Origin of the sequence: Streptococcus sp. TATVAM-FAB8 (assembly GCF_046592795.1) — a bacterium.
Lineage (GTDB): Bacteria > Bacillota > Bacilli > Lactobacillales > Streptococcaceae > Streptococcus > Streptococcus ruminicola.
Map to the genome: position 1 here is coordinate 92,032 of NZ_JAWVPQ010000002.1, position 22,398 is coordinate 114,429.

Here is a 22,398-nt window from a genome sequence, read left to right on the forward strand (position 1 = left end):
GGAAAAAATCGTGGGAAAATACCAATTAGATTATAAAGGCATGCAACAAGTTGAGCGTTTTCATGAAAAACATTCAACTGCTAAAGGTAATAAAAAAGCGCGTGTCAATGAATTGAAAGCACAATTTTTGGAAAAAGCGAAGAAAAAAAGTAAATAAGAGGTAAGCTTATGCAATTACGAAGACCTGAATTATCAGATAAAGCAGCCGTTATTGAGATGATGAAAGAGTTTGAAATGAGCCAGTCTGCCCACGATGGTGGTTTCTGGGATGTGGATAACTTTGATTACGAGGATTGGCTTGAAAGCAATCGCCTGAGTGAGATGGGGATTAATGTTCCTGCCAACTTTGTTCCAGCCGTTCAGTTTGTGTCTTTTTCTGATGATGGCAGGGCTTTAGGATTTTTGCATTTGCGCTTACGCTTAAATGAGAATCTTTTGAAGCAAGGTGGACATATTGGGTATTCTATCCGTCCATCTGAACGTCGTAAAGGATATGCTAAAGAACAGCTACGCTTAGGATTATTAGAAGCGAAGAAGAAGAATATCACCAAAGCTTTGGTCACATGTCATGATGACAATGAAGGTAGTCGTAAGGTAATATTAGCCAATGGTGGCCAGCTTGAAGATGTTTTAGAAGCTGTTGAGCGTTACTGGATAACTTTGGAGACTGATTAATCAGTATAATAGAAATAAAAAGGTAGAAAGAAGGCTAGGATGGAAGAAAAAAATTGGAATACTCCCAAGCCTGGTGAATGGAAGTCAGAAGAATTAAGTCAAGGTCGCGTTATCGACTATAAAGCCTTTAACTTTGTTGATGGTGAAGGAGTTCGTAACTCCCTTTATGTATCAGGTTGTATGTTTCACTGTAAAGGGTGTTATAATGCTGCAACTTGGTCATTTAAGGCAGGGCAACCTTACACGAAAGAGTTAGAAGAGCAAATTATGGCTGACCTGGCGCAGCCTTATGTTCAAGGCTTGACGCTTCTTGGTGGTGAACCTTTCTTAAACACAGGTTTTCTCTTGCCATTAATTAAGCGCGTGCGCCGTGAACTTCCTGAAAAAGATATTTGGTCTTGGACTGGATATACTTGGGAAGAAATGATGCAAGAAACACCAGATAAACTAGAAATGCTAAGCCTAATTGATATTTTGGTAGATGGTCGCTTTGATATCACTAAGAAAAACTTGATGCTACAATTCCGTGGGTCATCTAACCAACGTATCATTGATGTTCAGAAATCTTTGAAAGCCGGAAAAGTTGTGATTTGGGATAAATTAAATGATGGCGATCAAAAATTTGAACAAGTTAGTCGTGATGACTTACTATAAATGTGGAAAAAGAAGCTGATTTTCAAGAATTGGCTCCTTTTTTTGCCCAAAATAACCTAAAAATAGAAGTTATTAACAGCAAGTTTTCCAAAAATGTGGATAGCTCTCAAAGCTTGATATAAAGGCATTTGTTCTTAGCTTATACACAAGTTATCCCCAGTATATAACCACACTTATCCACAACTTGTGAATAACTCTGTGTAAATTGTGTAAAAATAAGCGAATTTTCAAGATATTTTACCATTTTTAATAAAATAGGCTTAAATGATATGAAAATTTCATGTAAAAAAGCCGGCAAAAAGAAGTTTTTACCGACTTTTATCTATTTAAGATCTCCAAAGAGACTTATTATAAACGGGAACACAAAATAAAGAATAGTTTATCAAGTAAGTTTTACTGAACGATTTCCTTTTAAACTATGAATAAGTTAATACTATTATTGATTGTTTAGCTAACTAAAAATTGAATTCTTGTCAACTAACAATGGCATAGTGTCAACTTATAGGAAAATGGAAACGGTAAATCTGTCAATGTTAGCGTTTTTCTTGTCAACTTTATGGTAAAAAGGTGTCAAGAAATGTAGTTATAGGCATGATTACGAAAATTTCAGAAAATAAATATCCCTATCTTTTATTTCTTATCTTTATATGTTCTTCTGAAGGGGCATTGAAGTAACTAGGGATAGAATTAAAAAGAAGGGATAAGTTTTTTGCAATGAGTTCGGGTTCTTCAGGCTCGTCTTTACTTAGCCAAAATTGTAGGATGTTAAGATAAGCACCGAATAAACCTTTGGAAATGTAATCGATGTTGCTATCTACAGTATCATCAACACACCATGGCAGATTGATGGTTTTATAGATTTGAGCAGATTTTTGATTGAATTTTTCTGTTAGTAATGAAAAGTGCCCACTTTCAACAAGTGATGAAATAAAGGCTTTGTTTTCATACATAAAATTCAAAGTAACTAAGAATACATCTTCAGGTTTTTTCGCCAAGATAAAATTATCTCGTTGAAGATAATATCCTCTGACAAAGTTTTCTAGACAGAAATCCATTAAATCAGCTTTATCATCAAAGTAGCGATAAAATGTTCGACGTGAGATAGTGGCCTTGTCTAAGATTTGATAGATAGTGATTTTGTCATAATGTCGTTCAGTAATCAGTAGATAAAGTGCTTTTGATAAACGGTGTTTAGTTTCTAAAACTTGTTGGTGTTTTTTTGATAAATTTGTCATAAACAATCCTCTACTTGAATGATGTAATATTTCTGAAAAGACCAAAAATTATACCTAATCAATTTAGCATTGTAACATAAAGCTAAAAATTAAGCTACATCAATCCTACGAAATTAACAATATTTGACTTTAGATATTTATCATTGTTAGCTTTCCTAACAATGATAGAGGACGAAATATTAAGAAAATTAGAACTAGGAAACAAAATCTTAAAAAAAGTATCACTTGTACAAAATCCCTTTTCAAAATCGCGAAAAAATATTATAATGTTCTTCAAAACGCCTAGATATATAAAACGACAAAATGAAAAAATGTTTATCTAGTCTTTATTTTTTCAAAATTAGAATAAATATACATTTAAAATTATGTGAGTTTTATGTGAAAACAAATACTAAGAAGGAGGTTCTAACGTGCTTGATGCTAAACAATTAAGAAAACTTCGTCGTTCAGATTTGTTTGAGCTGCTTGTAGAGCAAGCTAAAGAAATTGAAGAGCTTCAAGATCAAGTAAAAGAACTTGAAGGTAAACTTGAGCGTCGTGAGCTAGAAGTCACTGATGCGGGTTCCATCGCTGAAGCAGCCTTGGCAATTAGTAAAGTTTTTGAAGAAGCTCAGGCGGCGGCAGACACGTATCTTTATAACGTCAAACGTATGGCGGATGCAAAAAAGAATACTGAGGATGAGGCATAAGGGGTTAAGCTTTTTAAATGAAACCACTATTTGAGAAAAAATCAGAGAAAATTGCCTTAGCTGACTTACCGAAAGCTGAGGAGCTTTCAAAAGAGTTAGGAAAAATTAAGTATCGTGAGCGCTACATGCGCACCTTACGTAGCACTGTTTTCACCCTAGTAACCGTAGCAGCTTTGGCTGTATTGGTTGCGACAATTTGGTTACCTGTTTTGCAAATCTATGGAAATTCGATGACTCCTACTTTGAAAGCTGGAGACATGGTTGTTTCTGTTAGTAAAAAGAATTTGAAACAAGGTGATGTGGTAGCTTTTTATTATAACAATAAAGTTTTGGTTAAACGTGTTATTGCCACATCAGGACAGTGGGTCAACATTGACAAAAAAGGTAATGTCTTTGTTGATGGGAAAAAGATTAATGAGCCTTACCTACAAAGAGGTGAAAAAAATTATGGAGAAACCAATATCGAGTTACCTTATCAAGTACCAGATGGAAAGTACTTTGTGATGGGGGACCACCGTGAGGTTTCAGTCGATTCACGTAATAAAGCTGTCGGCCCAGTAGACAGTGAACAGTTAGTTGGGAAACTAAGCTTAAGAATTTGGCCACTTAACCGTATGGGGTCAATCGATTAGAGAGTTAACAAAAATTATGTTTAGAAAGGAGTTTGGATGTTAAAGCTATGGGCAAGGTTAGCAATTTTAGTAAAAAAGCGAGTCCGAGATAGTATCATTGCAAAGATTGCTTTGGTGCTATCTCTAGTCGTTGTCTTTTGTACGACATATTTACTAATATTACCAGCCCTAACAATTAGTACGGGAAATAGTTCGTCTGTTTTTCAATCCTCAGATGGTGCTTCATCTCAGGTTGAGTCCACGACGAATGATTCCCAAAAAGAAAATAGCCAGACAGAAGCTTCTTCACAAGCCAGTCCGACTGAGTCAAGTCAAGAAAAAAAGGATATGTCACAAGCAGGTACTTTGACTGCTGAAACGTCAGATGTGACGGTAACGGTCTCTTATGAGGGAGATACCTTTACAGAGCCAGTTCAATTAAAGGTAAAGCCTGTTTCTGACACGACTGCCATTGATAACAAGTTAACATCGCTTTTAAGCGAAAGCAAGCAAAGCTTGTCGCAAGCACATTCTTATGATATTTCATTTGTCACTGATGGTGGCAAGGAAGTTGAACCAAGTAAAGATGTTAAAGTTTCAATGGCCTTTAAGAATGACTTATCCACAAGCGATGACAAACAAGCTGGTTGGAAGTTGTATCACTTTGTGGATAACGATGTCAATCAGGTTCAAGATTTGACTGAATCAACAGATACAGACATTAAAGAAACTGGTGACGGAGCCGTCGAAAGTGTTGATTTCAAGTCTAATACCTTCTCAACTTACACCTTAGCAGGTGTAACCTACGCTGACTTTTCAGGGTATTTGACAAACTATAGTTTTGATACTAATTCTACTAAGTTGGATTTGGCAACAAATCAAGTGACAACGAAATTAACTTTGGATTTTACAAATTTAAGTCAGGCAGATTTAGTTAAGAGAAATGATTATTATTTAAGTCTTCCTGAAAGTGTTATTGTGAACACATCTGAAGAGTATAATGTTTTAGACCATTCAGGAAATAAAGCAGGTACTTTCCACTTCCATCAAGATGAAAAAGGAAGATACTATATGTTAATACATTTCAATGATGATTATGTTCATAAATTAGCACCTGGAACATCAATTGATGGTGATTTATATTATGACATGACGTTGAAAAGTATTGCGAAGAATGATAACGGTGATTATGTTGCAGACTTTTCTGATAGGGTGCATGTAACTATTACTGAACAAAATATCGAAAAGAATTATGATATCAATACCAAGAAGAAAAGTGAATTAAGGTATGAAGGAGATACTCCTTACATTACTTATACAGTTACAGTTGATTCTTTAAATGGAACGCCATCAACCATTAGTGTCAGTGATGCTATTTCTGATTTTTCTTCACTAATGGGACTTGGAATAGCTATTGATAGTGTCGATAGTATCTCAGTTAAAAAATCAACTTATACTGGAAGTTCTAGTAATGTGACAAAAACTGAGGATGTTTCTGCCACACCTAAATTTGATAAATCAAAAGGAAAGTGGTCATTGAATTTACCGCAGTTAACATCTGGTGGTATTGCCTCAAATGGTCAGGCAATTGGTCATTTCTACACAATTACCTATCGCTATAAATTATCAGGACTTAAAGTTGGTTCTATGGTTTCAGTAAAAAATAAAGTGACAGCTACTTCTAAGACTAATGACAATGATAAAGTATCTAAGAGTAGTTCTAGTGAAGTTACTTTGAAATTGAATGACATTAAGAAAACTGGTAAATATGATGATAAAACTGGATTAATTACTTGGACGATTACAGTTAACCCTGACGGGAACGACATTGGTGGTGCCACTTTGAAGGATGATTTCTTTAAGGATGCAACATCAATAACGGTTGCCTTGAAAGACGGTAGCAGTGCATCAGGAACTTTCCGTTATTATGATTCCAATAATAAACAGTTGGATGATAATATAAAGGATTTCAGCAAGGTTGCCTACATTCGTTTCAGTGGGCAAAAAGGTAAGAAATCAAATACAAAATCATATGTTATCACTTATACCACAAAGGCAACTAACTTAGAGTGGGGACAAAATCAGATCAGAAATAATGCTATTCTAGATGATGATGGCGACCAGACTTCGGATGAAGAAACAGTGACAGTTCCTGGTTCAAGTTCGGGTTCAGGCTCTGAGTCGGGAACAGGTTCAAACACAGGTGGTTTGAGCAAGTCGGTTGTTGGTGAAAAAGATGGATTAGATTCTGATACTAAGATTATTACTTGGAAGGTAACAATAACGATGCCATCTAGTGGTGTGATTAAGGCAGTTGATGCTAACGGTGACAAAACTAAGTTTAGAGATTATTTGAAAGATCCGTATAACCAAAATTTTAAACATCACTGGTATACAAAAGCACAATTAAAGGTTTTGTATCAAAATCTTGTAAAAGTATTTGGTGAAAAAAGTTTCACTTTAGAGGCGCGTCAGCCTAACTATGGTCCATATACTGATTATAAAAAATTAGACGATAGTACTCATTATTCAGAATTCCAAATTGAATTGACTAAAGATTTTACGTCAAGTCAAAAAGAGGTTTCTTTCCAATACGACTCTACAGCTAAATTTGATAATAGGCAGATTGTAAGTAATGAAATTACTTCAGAAGGTTCTTCAGCCTCAGCAGACTTTTCTCCAAAAGTTCTTAAAATGGATGGCGATGGTAATCCAGGAACAACGACTAAAACTAGTGAAGATGGTATTGTTACTTGGAAAATCAAAGTCAACCTTGCAAGTGCACTAAATGCGAAAAGTATGACTATCACTGATACGTTACCAGATGGTGTATCGTTAACAGGTTTAACATATGGTAAGTATAATGGTTTAGTTACAGCATCGCTAAAAGGCGGTAAAATTACTGGTGGCGATGATAGCTGGGGAACTAAAAATATCAGTTTGTCTGGTAAAATTTCAGGTAACAAAATCATTTTGGACTTTAAGTCTACTAATAGTGATACACTTGTTAATAATATTGCGGGTGATAAAGACTTCTGGATAACTGTTACGACAACTTACAATAATGTTCCAGAAGTTGGGAAAAAAGTAACGGCTAATTTGATTAATACCGTTACAGTTTCTGTAGATGGAAAAGCTTATGATTCTGATGACCAAACACAAATTGTCACAATTGGGAAAGATAATCCAGGATCGCCATCTGAAGGTAGTGATTCTACAAAGATTAGTAAGGTTCAAACTGGTGAAACTAATAACCAAAACTATGACACTTCAGGTAAGGGATCGGTTAATACGGATTCGGTTGGTTATACCCATGTGCTGAATTATTCTGTAGATATTAATTCCCAAGCTGAAGATTTAGCGAGTGGATCAGATACATTAACTTTGACAGATACGATTGAGTATTACAAAGAGCATGTTACTTATACACTACTTCAAAGTTCAGTGGTTCTCTATGATGCTAATGGTAATGTTGTTCCAAATTCTGCATGGTCTTGGACCTATAAAGATGTTGCTCAATTAAAAGACTATCCTACTCATACTCGATATGGTATTATAACAGTAACCTTGCCAGACTCTGGTCATTATACTTTGAAGTACAACTACCAAATTAGTGATGCTAGTGATGGTTCTTGGTTAGAAGCAAAGAACACTGCAAAATTAGAAGGTGTTAATAAAGGAACGTCAGAAACGACAACTAATTATCAATACCTCGAACAATCTGGTGGTGGTAATGTTTATTCTAAAGGGACTTATACCTTGACTAAAGTTGATGAAAAAAACTTTGGTATCACACTACCAGGAGCTGAGTTCAAAGTTTATCAATACGGTAATGATAAAAAAGCTATAGCCACTTATACAACTGATAAGAATGGTGAAATTCACATTACTAATTCTGATAGTAAACAAAAATATCAATATGAAGCTGTTTACTATGTTGTAGAGACCAAGGCTCCTGCGGGATATGAAGATCCTAAAAATCCTACTAAGTACTACTTTACTTATAGTAAAGTTAATACAAATTTAGATTTTGTCCCAATTGAACTTAAAGGGAAGGTCAAAGATTTGTCAAATGACCCTGGACTTGATTTGGTTCCGAATAAAAAAATCAAGCAAACGAACTTAACCGTTAAGAAAGAATGGCTAAGAGCTGACGATAGCAAAACCGAGCGTTCTGATGGCTCAATCACTTACGACTTGATTCAAGTTGCGACTGATAGTCAAGGCAATTCTACTGAGACAGTCTATAAATCAGGTGAGACATTGACTCACGATGATGATTGGACTCGAACGTACAAGGGATTGCCTGTTTCTGGTAAAAATGCTTCGGGTAATGAAGTAGATTATAAATACTATGTTCGTGAAACGCCCGTTTCTGGCTATGATACTAGTTATTCAAATGGTCCTGATAGTTCGAAAAATCCGATTGTTATGGCGACGGATTCTGAGGATGGTCATATTACCATTAAAAATAAAGCTCAGAAGCAATATGAATTGCCTGAGACTGGTGGTAGTGGCGTGAAGATGCACTATGTACTTGGTGCGGCTCTCGTCCTACTTACTACAGGATTGATAATCCTGAAAGCTTACAAAACATATCAAGCAGGAGGTGACTCCTGATGATAAGAGATTATGGTAAAGGTGGTGGTGCCTGATTCACTACTGTAAAGATTTAGGGTATAACTTCGCTTTAGGAGTTTACACAATTTAGTTTTCAAAAAAAGAAAGAAGGAAAAGGATTTTATAATGAAGAAGTTTAAATTGCTCTTAGCAGCTTTTGTTGCTACACTCTTCGCATTCGTTGGTGGGAATGCATTCGCTGATGAATATACTATTACAATTAATAATGTATCAAAAGATCACACTTATGAAGCTTACCAAATTTTTGGTGGTGATCTCTATAAAGAAGACGGTGCAAAGACACCGACACTTTCAAATATTCACTGGGGTTCTGGTGTAAATGAAAATGGCTTCACATACGACGGTGAATCTGATGCCGCTAAAATTGCTGAAAAATTATCAGGTCAAGCATTTGATTCAGAAACTGCAAAAGATTTCGCAAAGGAAGCTAGCAAACATCTTGCAACTGCAGCTACATCTGAAGAAAGTACTAGTGATACAGTTGAGCTTACAGTAGATGCCCCTGGTTATTACTTGGTAAAAGATAAAGATGGGTCACAAGATAGTAAAAATGGAGCTTATACTCGCTTTATGATGCAAGTAACTGGTGCTGAATCTGTTGAAGTCAAAAATGACGTTCCAACTGTTGAAAAGAAAGTAAAAGAAAATTCAAACTCTGAATGGCAAGATGCTGCTGACTATGATATGGGTGATACTGTTCCATTCCAATTGACAGCAGAATTACCTAAAAAACGTGTTGATGATTATAATCACTACTATGTAGAATTTACAGATACTTTGTCTGCTGGTTTGACATTTAAAGAAATCACAAAAGTAACAGCAGATGGTACAACTTTGACAAAAGATCAATACCAAGTCACTAGAACAGAAAAAGATGGTAAAACTGTACTTTCTATTGTAATTACTGATGTGAAAGCTGTTGCTAATATTACTCAAGACGAGAACCAAGTTGTTGTAGAATACAACGCAACTCTTAATGATAAAGCTGTTCTTGGTTCAGCAGGTAACCCAAACAGCGTTGAATTGACATACTCAAACAACCCTAACGATACTGGTGACGGTACATCTAAACCAGCTGATACTGGTAAAACTCCAAAAGATACTGTAAAAGTTTTCACTTACCAAACAATCATTAACAAAGTTGACCAAGATGGTAAAGCTTTGTCAGGTGCAGAATTCACTCTTGTTAAGAAAAACAAAGACGGTTCAACTAAAAATGTAGATGTAGTTAAAAATGCTGAAGGAACATCATTCACTTTCAAAGGTCTAGATGCCGGTGATTATATCCTCGAAGAATCAAAAACACCAGATGGTTACAACACAATCAAACCAATCGAATTCACAATCAACGCTGAATACGATGTTAAATCAGATGACCCTCAATTGACTAAACTTTCAGGTGATGTCACATCAGGTGTAGCAGAATTTGATGCTAACAAAGCTGACGGTTCATTGACTGCTGGTATCGTCAACCGTAAAGGTTCACTTCTTCCATCAACTGGTGGTATGGGTACAACAATCCTTTACGTTGTTGGTTCAATCCTTGTTCTTGTAGCAGCTATTCTTCTTATCACTAAAAAACGTATGGATGCTGCTAAATAAGCATAAGATTAGTTTGTAAACGTTGGGTTAGCAAGCATTGATAATTGATTAACCTTGTTAATCTGACAAAGGGAGTGGCAAGTAGCATTAAGCTTTCTTTCTACTCCCTTTACTCTTGCAACGGTGGGGAGAGCTCTTTAGTATGTTGAAAAAGTTCAAAGAAAATTTTTTGACAAATTCACTTATTTTTATCTTAATAATCGGGCTGTCCCTCTTGTTGTATCCGACAGTTAGCGATTATTGGAATTCATTTCACCAATCAGAAGCTGTGGCTGGCTATGTCCAAAATGTTCAGGACATGAGTCAAGATAAGAAAGATAAGATGTTAGCAGATGCCAAGGCTTATAATCAGACCTTAGCAAAGGGCATTATGCCTGATTTGAATTTATCAAATGCTGAGAAGTCTGTTTATAATAAAACCCTTGATGTGACTGGTACAGGAATTATGGCTTATGTCGAAATTCCAAAGATTAACACGACTTTGCCAATCTACCACGGTACGGATGATGCGATTTTGCAGGTAGCCGTTGGGCATATTCCTGGAACGTCATTACCGGTTGGTGGCAAGGGAACACACGCTGTGATTTCAGGTCACCGTGGTTTGCCATCGGCTAAGCTCTTTACAGACATCGATCGTTTGGTTGATGGTGATACTTTCATGATTCAAGTCTTAGATGAAACCTTGACTTATGAAGTTGACCAAATTCTGACGGTCTTGCCAGATGATGTCTCAGCGCTAGCCATTGACCCAAATCAAGATTATGTGACCTTGGTGACGTGTACGCCTTATGGTGTTAATAGTCACCGTCTCTTGGTGCGTGGTCACCGCATTCCAAATAAAATTAAGAATGCGCGTGTGATTTCTGAGGCTAGTCGTGTTGAACCGTTGCTAGTCGCACCAATTTTAGCAATCTTTATCTTCATTTTGCTTTTGTTGGTGATTACCGTTTATCGTAAACTGCGATACTAAGTTGTGAGTTATCCAAAAGTTGGCTTAGAGATAGGCTGACTTTTGGATTTTTTTGTTTGGGCGATAATAGCAGAGCTTGGATATTTTGTCTTTGAAAATCCTTGTAACTGTTATTCTTCTGAATTTTTGATAGAATGTTCTTAACAGATTAGAAGGAGATTCCTATGACTCGATACCAAGATGATTTTTATGAAGCCGTCAATGGCGAATGGGAAAAGACAGCTATCATTCCTGATGATAAACCGCGTACTGGTGGTTTTTCAGATTTAGCTGATGAGATTGAAGACTTAATGTTAGCAACCACAGATGAGTGGTTGGCTGGTAAAAATCTTCCAGACGATAGCATTTTGCAAAATTTTGTTAAATTCCACCGCATGACATCAGACTATGAAAACCGTGAAGCTGTTGGTGTAGCACCAGTTCTTCCTTTGATTGAAGAATATAAGAAATTGGCTTCTTTTGCGGATTTTGCCGGACAAATTGCGGATTTTGAAATGGCTGGAAAACCAAATGAATTTCCATTTGGTGTGGCGCCAGATTTTATGAATGCGCAGCTTAATGTTTTGTGGGCAGACGCACCGGGAACAATTTTGCCTGATACAACTTATTACGCTGAAGACAACGATAAAGGTAAAGAATTGTTAGCGACATGGCGTCAGATGCAAGAAGAATTGCTAGCAAAATTTGATTTCTCAGCAGAAGAAATTAAAGATTTGCTAGATAAAACAATTGAACTTGATGCCAAGTTGGCTAAATATGTCTTGTCACGTGAAGAATCATCTGAGTATGTTAAACTTTATCATCCTTATGACTGGGCTGATTTTACAAAATTAGCACCAGAACTTCCTTTGGATAGCATTTTTACACAAATTCTTGGGGAAATTCCTGACAAAGTCATTGTTCCAGAAGAACGTTTTTGGAAAGAATTTGCGGCAGAATATTATTCTGAAAAGAACTGGGAATTGCTTAAAGCAGATTTGATTATTTCAGCAGCGACAAGCTACAACAGCTATTTGACAGATGAGATTCGAGTGCTTTCAGGGACTTACAGTCGTGCTCTTTCAGGAACACCACAAGCCATGGATAAGAAGAAAGCAGCTTATTATCTAGCATCTGGTGCGTATAGCCAAGCTCTTGGTCTTTGGTATGCAGGTCAAAAATTCTCACCTGAAGCAAAAGCTGACGTAGTGCATAAGGTTGCAACGATGATTGATGTTTACAAGAAACGTCTCGCATCCGCAGATTGGTTAGCCACAGAAACACGTGAGAAAGCTATTGTTAAGTTGAACGTTATTACTCCTCACATTGGTTATCCGGAAAAATTACCAGAAACTTATGCGAAAAAAATCATTGACGAGTCTTTGTCACTCGTTGAAAATGCGCGAAATCTGGCTAAAATTTCTATCGCTCACAGCTGGAGTAAATGGAATAAACCGGTTGATCGTAGTGAATGGCATATGCCAGCACACATGGTCAATGCTTATTACGACCCACAACAAAACCAAATTGTCTTCCCAGCGGCTATTTTACAAGCACCATTTTACAGCTTGGAGCAAAGCTCATCAGCTAACTATGGTGGTATCGGAGCAGTCATTGCTCACGAAATTTCACATGCCTTTGATACCAACGGTGCTTCATTTGATGAAAATGGTAGCCTAAACAACTGGTGGACAGAAGCAGATTACAAAGCCTTCACGGAACGTACCGATAAAATCGTTGAACAATTTGATGGGCTAGATTCTTATGGCGCTAAGGTCAATGGTAAATTGACAGTCTCTGAAAATGTGGCTGACCTTGGTGGTGTGGCTTGTGCGCTTGAGGCTGCGAAACAAGATGACGATTTCTCAGCACGAGATTTCTTTATCAACTTTGCAACCATTTGGCGCATGAAGGCGCGTGATGAATACATGCAAATGCTAGCAAGCATTGATGTGCACGCGCCAGCCAAACTTCGTACCAATGTCACATTGCCAAACTTTGATGACTTCCATGAAGAATTTGACATCAAAGCAGGTGACCCAATGTGGCGTGCACCAGAAAATCGTGTGATTATTTGGTAAGTTATTATCCAGAAAATTGTTAGAAACAAGAACTTGGTTAAACCAAGTTCTTGTTTTTTGCTATTCCTTTTTTAAAAATGTGATACAATAAACATTAGTATACCTAGAATATACCTAGATTTTTAAAATAGAAATATAGACTATGATTTTTCTAAGTTGTTTGGGATAACAGCTAAAGACCTTTCTTGCTGGGAGAATTTGAAAATCATAGATTCAAAAAAGGAGACTGTATGAAACTCGAAAAATCAATGCAATTGGGTGAACTTTACCGCGAACTGCGAATTGCGCGTGGTTTGAAACTAAAAGACGTTGCACGAGAAAACCTTTCGGTATCTCAACTCTCACGTTTTGAAAATGGCCAATCCATGCTTGCCGCAGATAAACTCTTAATCGCCATCTCAGGTATCCACATGACCTTCTCAGAATTTGGACATGCGATTAACAACTATCAAGAACCGAAATTATTTTATTTGATAAACACAATTTCTAAATTATATAACCAACAAGATTTAAAAGGTCTCTATGAACTACTAGACGAAGAAAAAGAATCTGAAGCTTTTGATGTTTATAATAGACTAAATGAATTAATTATAAAAACATCAATTTATGCTCTTGATCCAACTTATGTAATTAGTGATGAAGAAAAAAATTTTTTGACTACATATCTTTATGAGATTGAAGAATGGACTGAGTATGAGTTACTTGTTTTTGGAAATACTATGTCTATCTTATCTGAGTCGGATTTAATTTTTTTGGGAAAAGCTTTTGTAGATAGAGATAAAGTTTATTTATCATTGCCAAGTCACAAGAAAAATGCAGAAGTTGTTTTTTTAAATCTTATTTTGTTGTTAATTGGCTATCGTAAAATTTATCAAGCGAATTACTTTATTGAGGCTTTAGAGAAAATAATCAACTATCAAGATATGTTTGCGATGACTTTTGTAAAGTTTTTAAAGAAAATAATCGCGCATATCGAAAGTGACTCTAAAGATATATCGGAATTAGAGCACTTTATTGACTGTGTAGAAGAAATTGGAAACCCTACGATGGTTGCTTTCTTGAAAGTGAATCTGTCTAGGATATTAAAAACACAAAACGATTAGAGGGAGTACGGGACAGATTAAAGCAAATTTTGTCAATTCTTTAGCAGTTTTTTTCAATGTGAACATAATAAGTATCCTCCAAATTTTATATATTACGTATTATTCATAAGTTTTGTGAGTAACAACATTTATTAGGGCAGGGGAAGGGATGAATGTTATTACTTGGGGCTGATTGATTATTTTGAATGGGTTTTACGGGTAATATACAAAGAATGGAAGTACCAGAACGACTGTTTTAAGTAATGGTTTAAGGGTTAGTTTAAGCATTAGTAGTATCCTCCTTAATGTTATGTCTTCATTGTATCAGCGAAAATATTAAAATCGGTTTATTTGCAAATACGCAAATAAACTTTTTTTGTTAAGCAAATATACAATTTTCAGAAATCTTAACTTTTGGATGATATGATGATAGTGTAATCTGTTTAAATAGTTTACGTTATCGGTAATTATTTTTCGAAAAAGAACACCTGATAGATAAGAGTGATTTGCCATTTGTATGGGCATTTTTTGTCCTCTTATTTTTAAAAAGTTGAAAGGAAAACATAAGATTATGTTAGGATTTATGGATAACTACTTGGTTGCTTTGCAAGCTAAATATGCTTCAAAAGTAACTGTTAAGTGGGTTTGGGCAGTTTGCGCTCTTGTTTCTGTCATTGCAGTTATTGGTTATGCGGCTTACTGTACGTCACAATCAGGAAACTTTGCTGGCGGAATCAAGTTAGGTGTTCCTGATGTTATTCATGTAACATTTAACTGTACTAAATAATATTTCTCTTCTCTTTCTTCTTAAGAGAAGTTGTTAGAATAAGGAATTTATGATTAAGATTGAACACTTATCTAAAACATATAAGCGCTTGGTTTTAAATGATATTTCAGTGACTTTTCCTGAAAGACAAGTGAGTGTTATTGTTGGTATTAATGGTAGTGGAAAGACGACATTTCTAGATTGTGTCGTTGGTTTGAAACGCCCGAGTGAAGGCGAGATTTGGATTGACAGTCACCATAATCAATCTGATGCCTTCAAGGAGCAAGTCTTTTACATTCCATCTGATTTTTATCTTCCGGATTACATGACAGGAAATGAATACATTCAATTCGTTTTGGCGCGTTATCCAAATGCAGACCTTGATAAGGTCGACTCTTTCTTTGAATTATATGATTTGAAGGAAGCTAAGAATCAGCTTTTAGAATCTTATTCTTTTGGGATGAAAAAGAAAGTTCAAATTATCGCTGCTGTCTTATCAAATGCTCCTTATGTTTTGGGAGATGAAGTTTTTAATGGTTTGGATTTTGAAACCACTTTGATTACAGTAAAACTATTTCAGGCTTTACTTGATCATCGTAGTTTTGTCTTAATTTCACATAATATGACCATAATCAATCACTTTTGTGACCATATCTTTTTGATGTCTAATGGGAAATTAGTTCCTTTTACTGGCGATGCTAGTCAATTGGAAGCAGAGGTGTTACGCACGGAGTCTGTTCATGATAAAATCACGTTCATTCAAAGATACGCAACTTTTGATGACAATGTTTCTGAATAATGCTTTGAAAGGTTTCTTAAATCGCCCGATTTTCAAATCAAAATGGGTAAGACGTTCCTTTGTCACTTTCCTATGCCTGCTTTATATTTTGTATTATCTCTACAACATGAAAGAGCTGGCAAAAATATCATCCATCAGAACAAATGTTCCTCTTGCTATTTTGGAAACTGGGCAGAAACAAATCTTTTTTAGCTATTTCAGCAATACATTTGTCTTGGGTTGCTTGTCCTTCCTTTTCGTCGAGGCAACCTTGGCTTTGGACAAGACGTCTTTGTATTTCGTTAAAGCTTTACCATTTCGAAAGCGTGATATTCAAAGGGCTTACTCTTTGTTCCGTTTGTTGTTAATGGTTGGGATTTATGAATTAGTCATGATCATTGCAACGCCTGCTATCAAGTTGGTTACAACTTCTGTGGGAGATTTTGGCTTGTTTTTCCTTAGTCAACATTTTTCATTCTTTCTTGTTATCATCAGCTTAGAATGCTTATCTTTAGGGCTAGATAGGCTTTTGCAAAATCAGATAAAACACTTGCTTGTGATTAAACTACTCCTAGCAAATCTTATTTTAATAACTAGTTTGGCTTATTTCTTTCAATGGCGTTATGCATTAGAATCACGATTAGCTTCTTCTCCATTTTCCATTCATGAGTTGATTCTAGGAGCATTCCTTGGGAGTTTGTGCTGTCTAGTTGTCGCTGTTTATTTGCTTTTGCATTTGCCTTTGGCTGATACTTTAGTTACTAGTCGCAGTCGCTTTATTAAGGTACCTGTTCTTGATAAAGTCACCTTTCGTTATAAAACAAATTGGTATTATTTGATTTTTCCTGTGATTGTTCTTGGCATTATGGCTTATCAGAGTGGTGTAAAAGCAGTTCTGGCAGTCTTACCAACATTGCTTGCGTTTAATGGCTTATTATTACTTTCACATGGCGATAGCACAGAGGATTTCCGACATCAGTATAATCTCCTGCGGATTACAGTATGGGAAGAATACTTTGGTCAGTATTTGCTTCTTGTATTGTTGGAAATACCTTTATTGATTTGCTTTGCCTTTCATTTAGCCACTATTAACCAAGTGATGGTGTCAGTTGCTTTTGCTCAATCTGCTTTGATGCTGGGCTATCTTTTTCCAAAATCACGCGGAAATCTCAATGAGACTACGTCAATGTTTTTATTAGGGATTATTTTTATCTTAGTCACGCTTGTTGTGAAAAACGCAAGCATGGGTTTGATAGTTATTATCCTATTAGCAGGTATTCACTATAGTCTTCTTAGGAGGTTAAGATATGAAAGATTTTAGTCGTTGTCTAGGGATTAGTGTAGTGACCTACGCTGCCTTAGTTGTGTTTACAAGCCTTTGGAAATTATTTCAGCTTGGCGGATCGTCAGCTTCAGTAAAAACTTTGTTAGGCATCACCATTGATAACAAAATTACTGAGCACAAGATTTCCACAACATTTGGCTTGTCTTGGCAAACATTAATTGCATTTATCATTTATTTTTGCCTTGTCTGTGCTCTAACTTATCTCACTGATAAATTCAGCGAAACGAAACATGATTGAGTTGTTTAGTTTAGTTGTTATTGCGATTTTGTCAGTTTATGCTGCGGTCGGATTACATGAGATATTGCATTACTTGGTGGCACGAGCACTGCATTACCAAGCGTGTTTTAAACACGTTGGTGTTCTGGCTTTTCAAGTGGAGTATAGAAATCAAAACTGTCCCTTAGACAATTTCTTAATTGCTTTTATATCCCCATTTCTGTTAACTTTAATTGGCATTTTAATCCCTCTAAATTACTACACCCTCGTATTGAAGGTAACTTGTCTAATGAATCTGTTTAACCTCTTACCATTCACAGCAGATGGCGAGGTGATTTTACTGTCAATTGTTCAGCTAATTCAAAAGGAGAAAAATAGTGAAAAATAAAAAAATGAAACTTGGTCTCTTTATCATTTTGTTTGCGATTATTTTTGGTGGTGGTTATATCGTTACCAATAAATTAAACGGAACAAGTGCTTATGTTGATGAAACGGCTCAGCTGGTTAAAGATAATCCAGATGATGTGGTTAGTCGCTTAGAAGCTAAAGAACAAGGCATGTATTATTTTGGCTTTCCAACCTGTCCGTGGTGTGTTGAGTTATTGCCTGTCTTAGACAAGGAATTACAAGCAGACCATGGTAAAGCCTATACAGTCGATGTTCGAGGTAAACATTATAGTGACTCTGACAATGCTATCGTGAAAAAATTCTCTCAAACTTATACCAAAGAAGACAAATTATACGTTCCTTTTGTCGTTGCAATTAATAGTTCAGGAGATGTTAAAGTTCACGTTGGTACGGTCGATGACCATGATGCCACTAAAGATAAAATGACTAAAAATCAAGAAAAACGTCTGGTTAAAATCCTAGACAAAATGATTGCCTTTAGTCAAAGCTGAAAGATAAATAAATACGCCACTTCGTTTTAAAACGAAAGGGCGTATTTTTGAATTGAGGTTTTTAACATCAACTATTCTATTTTTTATTGTAACTTCTTTAGTTTTCTGAATTGTGATTCATTACAGGGGAGTTTTATTCCTTGATATGGATAGATAATTCATCAGTGTCAATGCTTGCTTGGGCGCCGATAGTGATAGTAAAGAGTGGCTGAGTGTGGGCAAAATCAAGGTCATACATGACAGGAATGGTTTTAAGAAGTGGGTGCTTGTCTAGGATATAGGTTAATATTTCGGGTGTCATTTGGCATTCCTTTGGGAAGCGTCCGATAAGCACTGCTTTTGGATTGGGGTAAGCTTGTAAAATGGCTGCTAAATTGCGGTCAAAATCATGATAGTCATCTTCTTCTGCCTCTTCTAAGAAAAGGACATAATCGTTGACTTGAGGGGCGTAAGGTGTCCCGCGAAGAAGTCCAAAAGTAGACAAATTTCCACCAATAATGGTGCCAGAAGCTTTCCCTGCGTTGTAAATTTTCCATTCTGTTGGCATAAAATGACGTGGTTGTGTTGGGTCATACCAAGGGTCGCTTGACCACTCTTGACTTGGAACAAGGTCATAAGCTGATTTTGTCATGGCATTTAACCAAGCCTTGCTCTGGTAATCTTGACCTTCTTTCATTTTAAAACTAGAATATGATGGTCCCATGTAAGTGAGGTTTCCAGTTTTAGCAAAAATAGCATTCAAAAAAGCTGTCGAATCCGAATACCCACAGATGATTTTAGGGTGTTTGGCAATTAAGTCGTAGTCAAGATAGGGCAACAGTTCGTTAGAATTAAAACCACCAATCGTAGCCAGAATGGCATCAACAGAGTCATCAGCAAAAGCAGCGTGCAAATCAGCAACACGGCTCTTGATTGAAGAAGAATAGAGCATATCAGATTCTAAATAATGTTCTGAAAATGACACACGAAATCCCAGATTTTCTAAGGTTTCTTTGGCAGAAAGATTGGCTTCAACTCCGCCTAAGCGAGCAATAGAAGATGACGGACTAAGGATACGAATATGACTGTTAGGACTTAGTTTTTTCATAAAACACCTCCAAATATTTTTAGTATTCTATCACAGACTAAAGAAATGTCAAAGCTATATTTTCTAAATTTCTGAAATCGTCTACTATAATTTCACGAATTAGGCTTGACGAGCTTATTATTTTAGGGTAAAATATTATCTGTTATGGCGGTATAGCCAAGTGGTAAGGCACGGCTCTGCAAAAGCTTGATCGTCGGTTCAAATCCGTCTACCGCCTTCATAATGCCAAGTAAGCTCGATTAATCGAGCTTTTTTTGTTTTTATCTTGGAAAAAACCGTGAAAATTTAGTGGTTATTTTCAGTTATCAAAAGGCTCCAAAAAGCCTAAAATAAAAACTCTTTCAAGCCGCATATGGCTTGCCAATAGCTTGCTTTTATGGTAAACTATGATAGTTGTATTATGCAACAAATACTCATTCTGGATGTATTGTGAGTCTGTTGCTCATTATGAGTGGATTTGCAAGATGAAGTCTGGAAGAGGAAAAAAACATTTTATAAAGGAGAAACTACTCATGGCAGTAATTTCAATGAAACAACTTCTTGAAGCTGGTGTTCACTTCGGTCACCAAACTCGTCGCTGGAACCCTAAGATGGCTAAATACATCTTCACAGAACGTAACGGTATCCACGTTATCGACCTTCAACAAACTGTAAAAATGGCTGACGCAGCTTACGAATTCGTTCGTGATGCAGCTGCTAACGACGCTGTAATCTTGTTTGTTGGTACTAAAAAACAAGCTGCTGACGCTGTTAAAGAAGAAGCAGAACGCGCAGGTCAATACTACATCAACCACCGTTGGTTGGGTGGAACTCTTACAAACTGGGATACTATCCAAAAACGTATCGCTCGTTTGAAAGAAATCAAACGTATGGAAGAAGATGGAACTTTTGAAGTTCTTCCTAAGAAAGAAGTTGCTCTTCTTAACAAACAACGTGCTCGTCTTGAAAAATTCTTGGGCGGTATCGAAGATATGCCTCGTATTCCAGACGTAATGTACATTGTTGACCCACACAAAGAACAAATCGCTGTTAAAGAAGCTAAAAAACTTGGTATCCCTGTAGTAGCTATGGTCGATACTAACGCTGATCCAGATGATATCGATGTTATCATCCCAGCTAACGATGACGCTATCCGCGCCGTTAAATTGATCACTTCTAAATTGGCTGACGCTGTTATCGAAGGACGCCAAGGTGAAGATGCTGACGCTGATTTTGCAGCAGAAGCAAAAGCTGATTCAATCGAAGAAATCGTTGAAGTTGTAGAAGGCGACAACGAATAAGATTAGAGGCTTAACAGTCTTTGATATGCTTTAAAACGGGGCAGAAAGCAAACCGCTCTGTCTCGTTTTTATTATTTGGTAAACAAAAAAATCCTGGAGGACATAAAAATGGCAATTACTGCAGCTCAAGTAAAAGAATTGCGTGAAAAATCAGGTGCTGGTGTCATGGACGCTAAAAAAGCACTTGTTGAAACTGACGGTGACATGGAAAAAGCAATTGAATTGCTTCGTGAAAAAGGTATGGCTAAAGCAGCTAAAAAAGCTGACCGCGTTGCTGCTGAAGGTTTGACTGGTACTTACGTTGACGGTAACGTTGCAGCAGTTGTTGAAGTTAACGCTGAAACTGACTTCGTTGCTCAAAACGCACAATTCGTTGAATTGGTTAAAGAAACAGCTAAAGCTATCGCTGAACAAAAACCTGCTAACAACGAAGAAGCACTTAAAGTAACTTTGGCTTCAGGTGATACTTTGGAAGCAGCTTACGTTAACGCAACTGCAACTATCGGTGAAAAAATCTCATTCCGTCGTTTTGCACTTATCGAAAAAACTGACGAACAACACTTCGGTGCTTACCAACACAACGGTGGACGTATCGGTGTTATCACTGTTCTTGAAGGTGGCGACGAAGCTCTTGCAAAACAAGTTTCAATGCACGTTGCAGCTATGAAACCAACAGTTCTTTCATACAAAGAACTTGATGAACAATTCATCCACGATGAATTGGCTCAAATGAACCACGCTATCGATCTTGATAACGAATCACGTGCAATGGTTAACAAACCAGCTCTTCCACACTTGAAATTTGGTTCTAAATCACAATTGACTGATGAAATCATCGCTCAAGCTGAAGAAGATATCAAAGCAGAACTTAAAGCTGAAGGTAAACCAGAAAAAATCTGGGATAAAATCATCCCTGGTAAAATGGCTCGCTTCATGCTTGACAACACTAAAGTTGACCAACAATACACACTTCTTGCACAAGTTTACATCATGGACGACAGCAAAACTGTTGAACAATACCTTGATTCAGTAAACGCAAAAGTTGTTACTTTCGCTCGTTTCGAAGTTGGTGAAGGTATCGAAAAAGCAGCTAACGACTTTGAATCAGAAGTTGCAGCTACAATGGCAGCAGCTCTTAACAAATAAGAATAGCTTGCTAATATAAAAAGAAGATCACTTAGTGGTCTTCTTTTTTTGTGTGTAACATTAAAGAGCTTGGGATTTCCAAGCTCTTAGTTTTTCAAATTAAGATAAAGCACCTAAACCAAGAACAGTTAGTGTTCCCATGATTAAGCCTGCAAGGATAACCCCTAGCATAACAGCTGTAATACTGCGTTTGAAGTCCCAGTCAAGAATTGAAGCGGCAAGTGTTCCTGTCCAAGCTCCTGTTCCAGGAATTGGAATCCCTACAAAGAGAAGAAGGGCGATGAAGATCCCTTTGTCACCAGCAGTATCTGCAAGTTTTTTACCGCCTTTGTGACCTTTTTTCAAACACCAAGTAAAGAAACCGCCGATAACAGGTTTATCAGCTCCCCACTCTAAAACGCGGCGAGCAAAGAAGAAGATAATTGGAACTGGAAGCATGTTGGCAACAACCCCGATAATCAGTGCTTGCCACATTGGAATACCAGTTGCGATAGCATAAGGAACAGCACCACGAAGCTCAATAAGTGGTACCATGCCGATTAAAAATGTAATAATATAGTTCATTACTTGAAACCTTTCATTTGTTACAAGGTTAATTGTATCTTATCTAGGAAACAAACTCAACTAAAATCTGTTCTAATAGTAAAATACTATTGCTTAA

Annotated in this window: 21 protein-coding genes and 1 tRNA gene; 19 read left to right on the forward strand and 3 right to left on the reverse strand. The window is 36.6% G+C overall.

What is annotated here, in order from left to right; all coding sequences use genetic code 11:
• Positions 1-10: 10 nt before the first annotated feature.
• Genes SFC32_RS02180 through nrdG form a run of 3 tightly spaced genes read left to right on the forward strand, consistent with a single transcriptional unit; the run spans position 11 to position 1,329 of the window.
• Positions 11-157, forward strand: a complete 147-nt coding sequence (locus tag SFC32_RS02180) for a hypothetical protein (protein ID WP_006531408.1) — start codon at positions 11-13, stop codon at positions 155-157.
• Positions 158-168: 11 nt separating this feature from the next.
• Positions 169-675 (forward strand): GNAT family N-acetyltransferase, encoded by a 507-nt coding sequence (locus SFC32_RS02185; RefSeq protein ID WP_093815703.1) that lies wholly within the window; start codon positions 169-171, stop codon positions 673-675.
• Positions 676-714: 39 nt separating this feature from the next.
• Entirely contained in the window at positions 715-1,329 is a 615-nt protein-coding gene (gene nrdG, locus SFC32_RS02190) for an anaerobic ribonucleoside-triphosphate reductase activating protein (RefSeq protein WP_039696145.1), read from the forward strand.
• Between the two features lie 623 nt (positions 1,330-1,952).
• Here nrdG and SFC32_RS02195 read toward each other — a convergent pair.
• The gene (locus SFC32_RS02195; RefSeq protein ID WP_074564623.1) at positions 1,953-2,564 is read right to left on the reverse strand and encodes a TetR/AcrR family transcriptional regulator; all 612 of its coding nucleotides are present in this window, start codon (positions 2,562-2,564) and stop codon (positions 1,953-1,955) included.
• 410 nt (positions 2,565-2,974) lie between these two features.
• Here SFC32_RS02195 and SFC32_RS02200 point away from each other — a divergent pair, with 410 nt between their 5' ends.
• From SFC32_RS02200 to SFC32_RS02260, 13 genes are all read left to right on the forward strand, one after another.
• Entirely contained in the window at positions 2,975-3,253 is a 279-nt protein-coding gene (locus tag SFC32_RS02200) for a hypothetical protein (protein ID WP_039696147.1), read from the forward strand.
• Positions 3,254-3,270: 17 nt separating this feature from the next.
• Positions 3,271-3,885, forward strand: coding sequence for a signal peptidase I (gene lepB, locus SFC32_RS02205; protein ID WP_074564621.1), 615 nt, complete (start codon positions 3,271-3,273; stop codon positions 3,883-3,885).
• A gap of 36 nt (positions 3,886-3,921) precedes the next feature.
• Positions 3,922-8,484, forward strand: coding sequence for a SpaA isopeptide-forming pilin-related protein (locus SFC32_RS02210; RefSeq protein WP_411049447.1), 4,563 nt, complete (start codon positions 3,922-3,924; stop codon positions 8,482-8,484).
• A 126-nt stretch (positions 8,485-8,610) separates the two neighbouring features.
• Positions 8,611-10,107 carry an isopeptide-forming domain-containing fimbrial protein gene (locus SFC32_RS02215; protein ID WP_411049446.1) on the forward strand — a complete coding sequence of 499 codons (1,497 nt, stop codon included), beginning with the start codon at positions 8,611-8,613 and terminating at the stop codon, positions 10,105-10,107.
• 142 nt (positions 10,108-10,249) lie between these two features.
• A complete protein-coding gene (locus SFC32_RS02220) occupies positions 10,250-11,077 on the forward strand; it encodes a class C sortase (RefSeq protein ID WP_411049445.1) in 828 nt (275 codons plus the stop codon).
• A 164-nt stretch (positions 11,078-11,241) separates the two neighbouring features.
• Positions 11,242-13,137, forward strand: coding sequence for a M13 family metallopeptidase (locus tag SFC32_RS02225; RefSeq protein ID WP_411049444.1), 1,896 nt, complete (start codon positions 11,242-11,244; stop codon positions 13,135-13,137).
• 230 nt (positions 13,138-13,367) lie between these two features.
• Positions 13,368-14,240 carry a helix-turn-helix domain-containing protein gene (locus SFC32_RS02230; RefSeq protein ID WP_258255134.1) on the forward strand — a complete coding sequence of 291 codons (873 nt, stop codon included), beginning with the start codon at positions 13,368-13,370 and terminating at the stop codon, positions 14,238-14,240.
• Positions 14,241-14,790: 550 nt separating this feature from the next.
• Complete coding sequence (locus tag SFC32_RS02235; protein ID WP_015695792.1) at positions 14,791-15,006, forward strand: hypothetical protein; 216 nt, start codon at positions 14,791-14,793, stop codon at positions 15,004-15,006.
• Positions 15,007-15,055: 49 nt separating this feature from the next.
• Positions 15,056-15,784 carry an ATP-binding cassette domain-containing protein gene (locus SFC32_RS02240; RefSeq protein WP_411049443.1) on the forward strand — a complete coding sequence of 243 codons (729 nt, stop codon included), beginning with the start codon at positions 15,056-15,058 and terminating at the stop codon, positions 15,782-15,784.
• 106 nt (positions 15,785-15,890) lie between these two features.
• The gene (locus SFC32_RS02245; protein ID WP_411049442.1) at positions 15,891-17,084 is read left to right on the forward strand and encodes a hypothetical protein; all 1,194 of its coding nucleotides are present in this window, start codon (positions 15,891-15,893) and stop codon (positions 17,082-17,084) included.
• Complete coding sequence (locus SFC32_RS02250; RefSeq protein WP_074626771.1) at positions 17,071-17,346, forward strand: hypothetical protein; 276 nt, start codon at positions 17,071-17,073, stop codon at positions 17,344-17,346. The genes SFC32_RS02245 and SFC32_RS02250 overlap by 14 nt, the downstream gene beginning before the upstream one ends.
• Positions 17,339-17,713: a hypothetical protein gene (locus tag SFC32_RS02255; protein ID WP_411050222.1), complete on the forward strand. Its 375-nt coding sequence runs from the start codon at positions 17,339-17,341 to the stop codon at positions 17,711-17,713. The genes SFC32_RS02250 and SFC32_RS02255 overlap by 8 nt, the downstream gene beginning before the upstream one ends.
• Positions 17,703-18,224: a transporter gene (locus SFC32_RS02260; RefSeq protein WP_411049441.1), complete on the forward strand. Its 522-nt coding sequence runs from the start codon at positions 17,703-17,705 to the stop codon at positions 18,222-18,224. Before SFC32_RS02255 ends, SFC32_RS02260 begins: the two co-directional genes overlap by 11 nt.
• 133 nt (positions 18,225-18,357) lie before the next feature.
• Here the strand turns inward: SFC32_RS02260 and SFC32_RS02265 are convergent, their stop codons facing one another.
• Positions 18,358-19,311 carry a S66 peptidase family protein gene (locus tag SFC32_RS02265; RefSeq protein WP_411049440.1) on the reverse strand — a complete coding sequence of 318 codons (954 nt, stop codon included), beginning with the start codon at positions 19,309-19,311 and terminating at the stop codon, positions 18,358-18,360.
• A 146-nt stretch (positions 19,312-19,457) separates the two neighbouring features.
• Here SFC32_RS02265 and SFC32_RS02270 point away from each other — a divergent pair.
• The 3 genes from SFC32_RS02270 (at position 19,458) to tsf (ending at position 21,737) form a co-directional block, all read left to right on the forward strand.
• Positions 19,458-19,528: transfer RNA gene (locus tag SFC32_RS02270), tRNA-Cys, on the forward strand.
• A 295-nt stretch (positions 19,529-19,823) separates the two neighbouring features.
• Entirely contained in the window at positions 19,824-20,591 is a 768-nt protein-coding gene (gene rpsB, locus SFC32_RS02275) for a 30S ribosomal protein S2 (RefSeq protein WP_021143273.1), read from the forward strand.
• A 108-nt stretch (positions 20,592-20,699) separates the two neighbouring features.
• Entirely contained in the window at positions 20,700-21,737 is a 1,038-nt protein-coding gene (gene tsf / locus SFC32_RS02280; protein ID WP_074869514.1) for a translation elongation factor Ts, read from the forward strand.
• A 99-nt stretch (positions 21,738-21,836) separates the two neighbouring features.
• Here the strand turns inward: tsf and SFC32_RS02285 are convergent, their stop codons facing one another.
• A complete protein-coding gene (locus SFC32_RS02285; protein WP_074560991.1) occupies positions 21,837-22,301 on the reverse strand; it encodes a COG2426 family protein in 465 nt (154 codons plus the stop codon).
• Between the last annotated feature and the right edge of the window lie 97 nt (positions 22,302-22,398).

Coding starts and splice junctions, on each gene's coding strand:
- SFC32_RS02185 (WP_093815703.1), top strand. CDS start 169: ATGCAATTACGAAGACCTGAATTATCAGATAAAGCAGCCGTTATTGAG.
- nrdG (WP_039696145.1), top strand. CDS start 715: ATGGAAGAAAAAAATTGGAATACTCCCAAGCCTGGTGAATGGAAGTCA.
- SFC32_RS02195 (WP_074564623.1), bottom strand. CDS start 2,564: ATGACAAATTTATCAAAAAAACACCAACAAGTTTTAGAAACTAAACAC.
- lepB (WP_074564621.1), top strand. CDS start 3,271: ATGAAACCACTATTTGAGAAAAAATCAGAGAAAATTGCCTTAGCTGAC.
- SFC32_RS02210 (WP_411049447.1), top strand. CDS start 3,922: ATGTTAAAGCTATGGGCAAGGTTAGCAATTTTAGTAAAAAAGCGAGTC.
- SFC32_RS02215 (WP_411049446.1), top strand. CDS start 8,611: ATGAAGAAGTTTAAATTGCTCTTAGCAGCTTTTGTTGCTACACTCTTC.
- SFC32_RS02220 (WP_411049445.1), top strand. CDS start 10,250: ATGTTGAAAAAGTTCAAAGAAAATTTTTTGACAAATTCACTTATTTTT.
- SFC32_RS02225 (WP_411049444.1), top strand. CDS start 11,242: ATGACTCGATACCAAGATGATTTTTATGAAGCCGTCAATGGCGAATGG.
- SFC32_RS02230 (WP_258255134.1), top strand. CDS start 13,368: ATGAAACTCGAAAAATCAATGCAATTGGGTGAACTTTACCGCGAACTG.
- SFC32_RS02235 (WP_015695792.1), top strand. CDS start 14,791: ATGTTAGGATTTATGGATAACTACTTGGTTGCTTTGCAAGCTAAATAT.
- SFC32_RS02240 (WP_411049443.1), top strand. CDS start 15,056: ATGATTAAGATTGAACACTTATCTAAAACATATAAGCGCTTGGTTTTA.
- SFC32_RS02245 (WP_411049442.1), top strand. CDS start 15,891: ATGAAAGAGCTGGCAAAAATATCATCCATCAGAACAAATGTTCCTCTT.
- SFC32_RS02250 (WP_074626771.1), top strand. CDS start 17,071: ATGAAAGATTTTAGTCGTTGTCTAGGGATTAGTGTAGTGACCTACGCT.
- SFC32_RS02255 (WP_411050222.1), top strand. CDS start 17,339: ATGATTGAGTTGTTTAGTTTAGTTGTTATTGCGATTTTGTCAGTTTAT.
- SFC32_RS02265 (WP_411049440.1), bottom strand. CDS start 19,311: ATGAAAAAACTAAGTCCTAACAGTCATATTCGTATCCTTAGTCCGTCA.
- rpsB (WP_021143273.1), top strand. CDS start 19,824: ATGGCAGTAATTTCAATGAAACAACTTCTTGAAGCTGGTGTTCACTTC.
- tsf (WP_074869514.1), top strand. CDS start 20,700: ATGGCAATTACTGCAGCTCAAGTAAAAGAATTGCGTGAAAAATCAGGT.
- SFC32_RS02285 (WP_074560991.1), bottom strand. CDS start 22,301: ATGAACTATATTATTACATTTTTAATCGGCATGGTACCACTTATTGAG.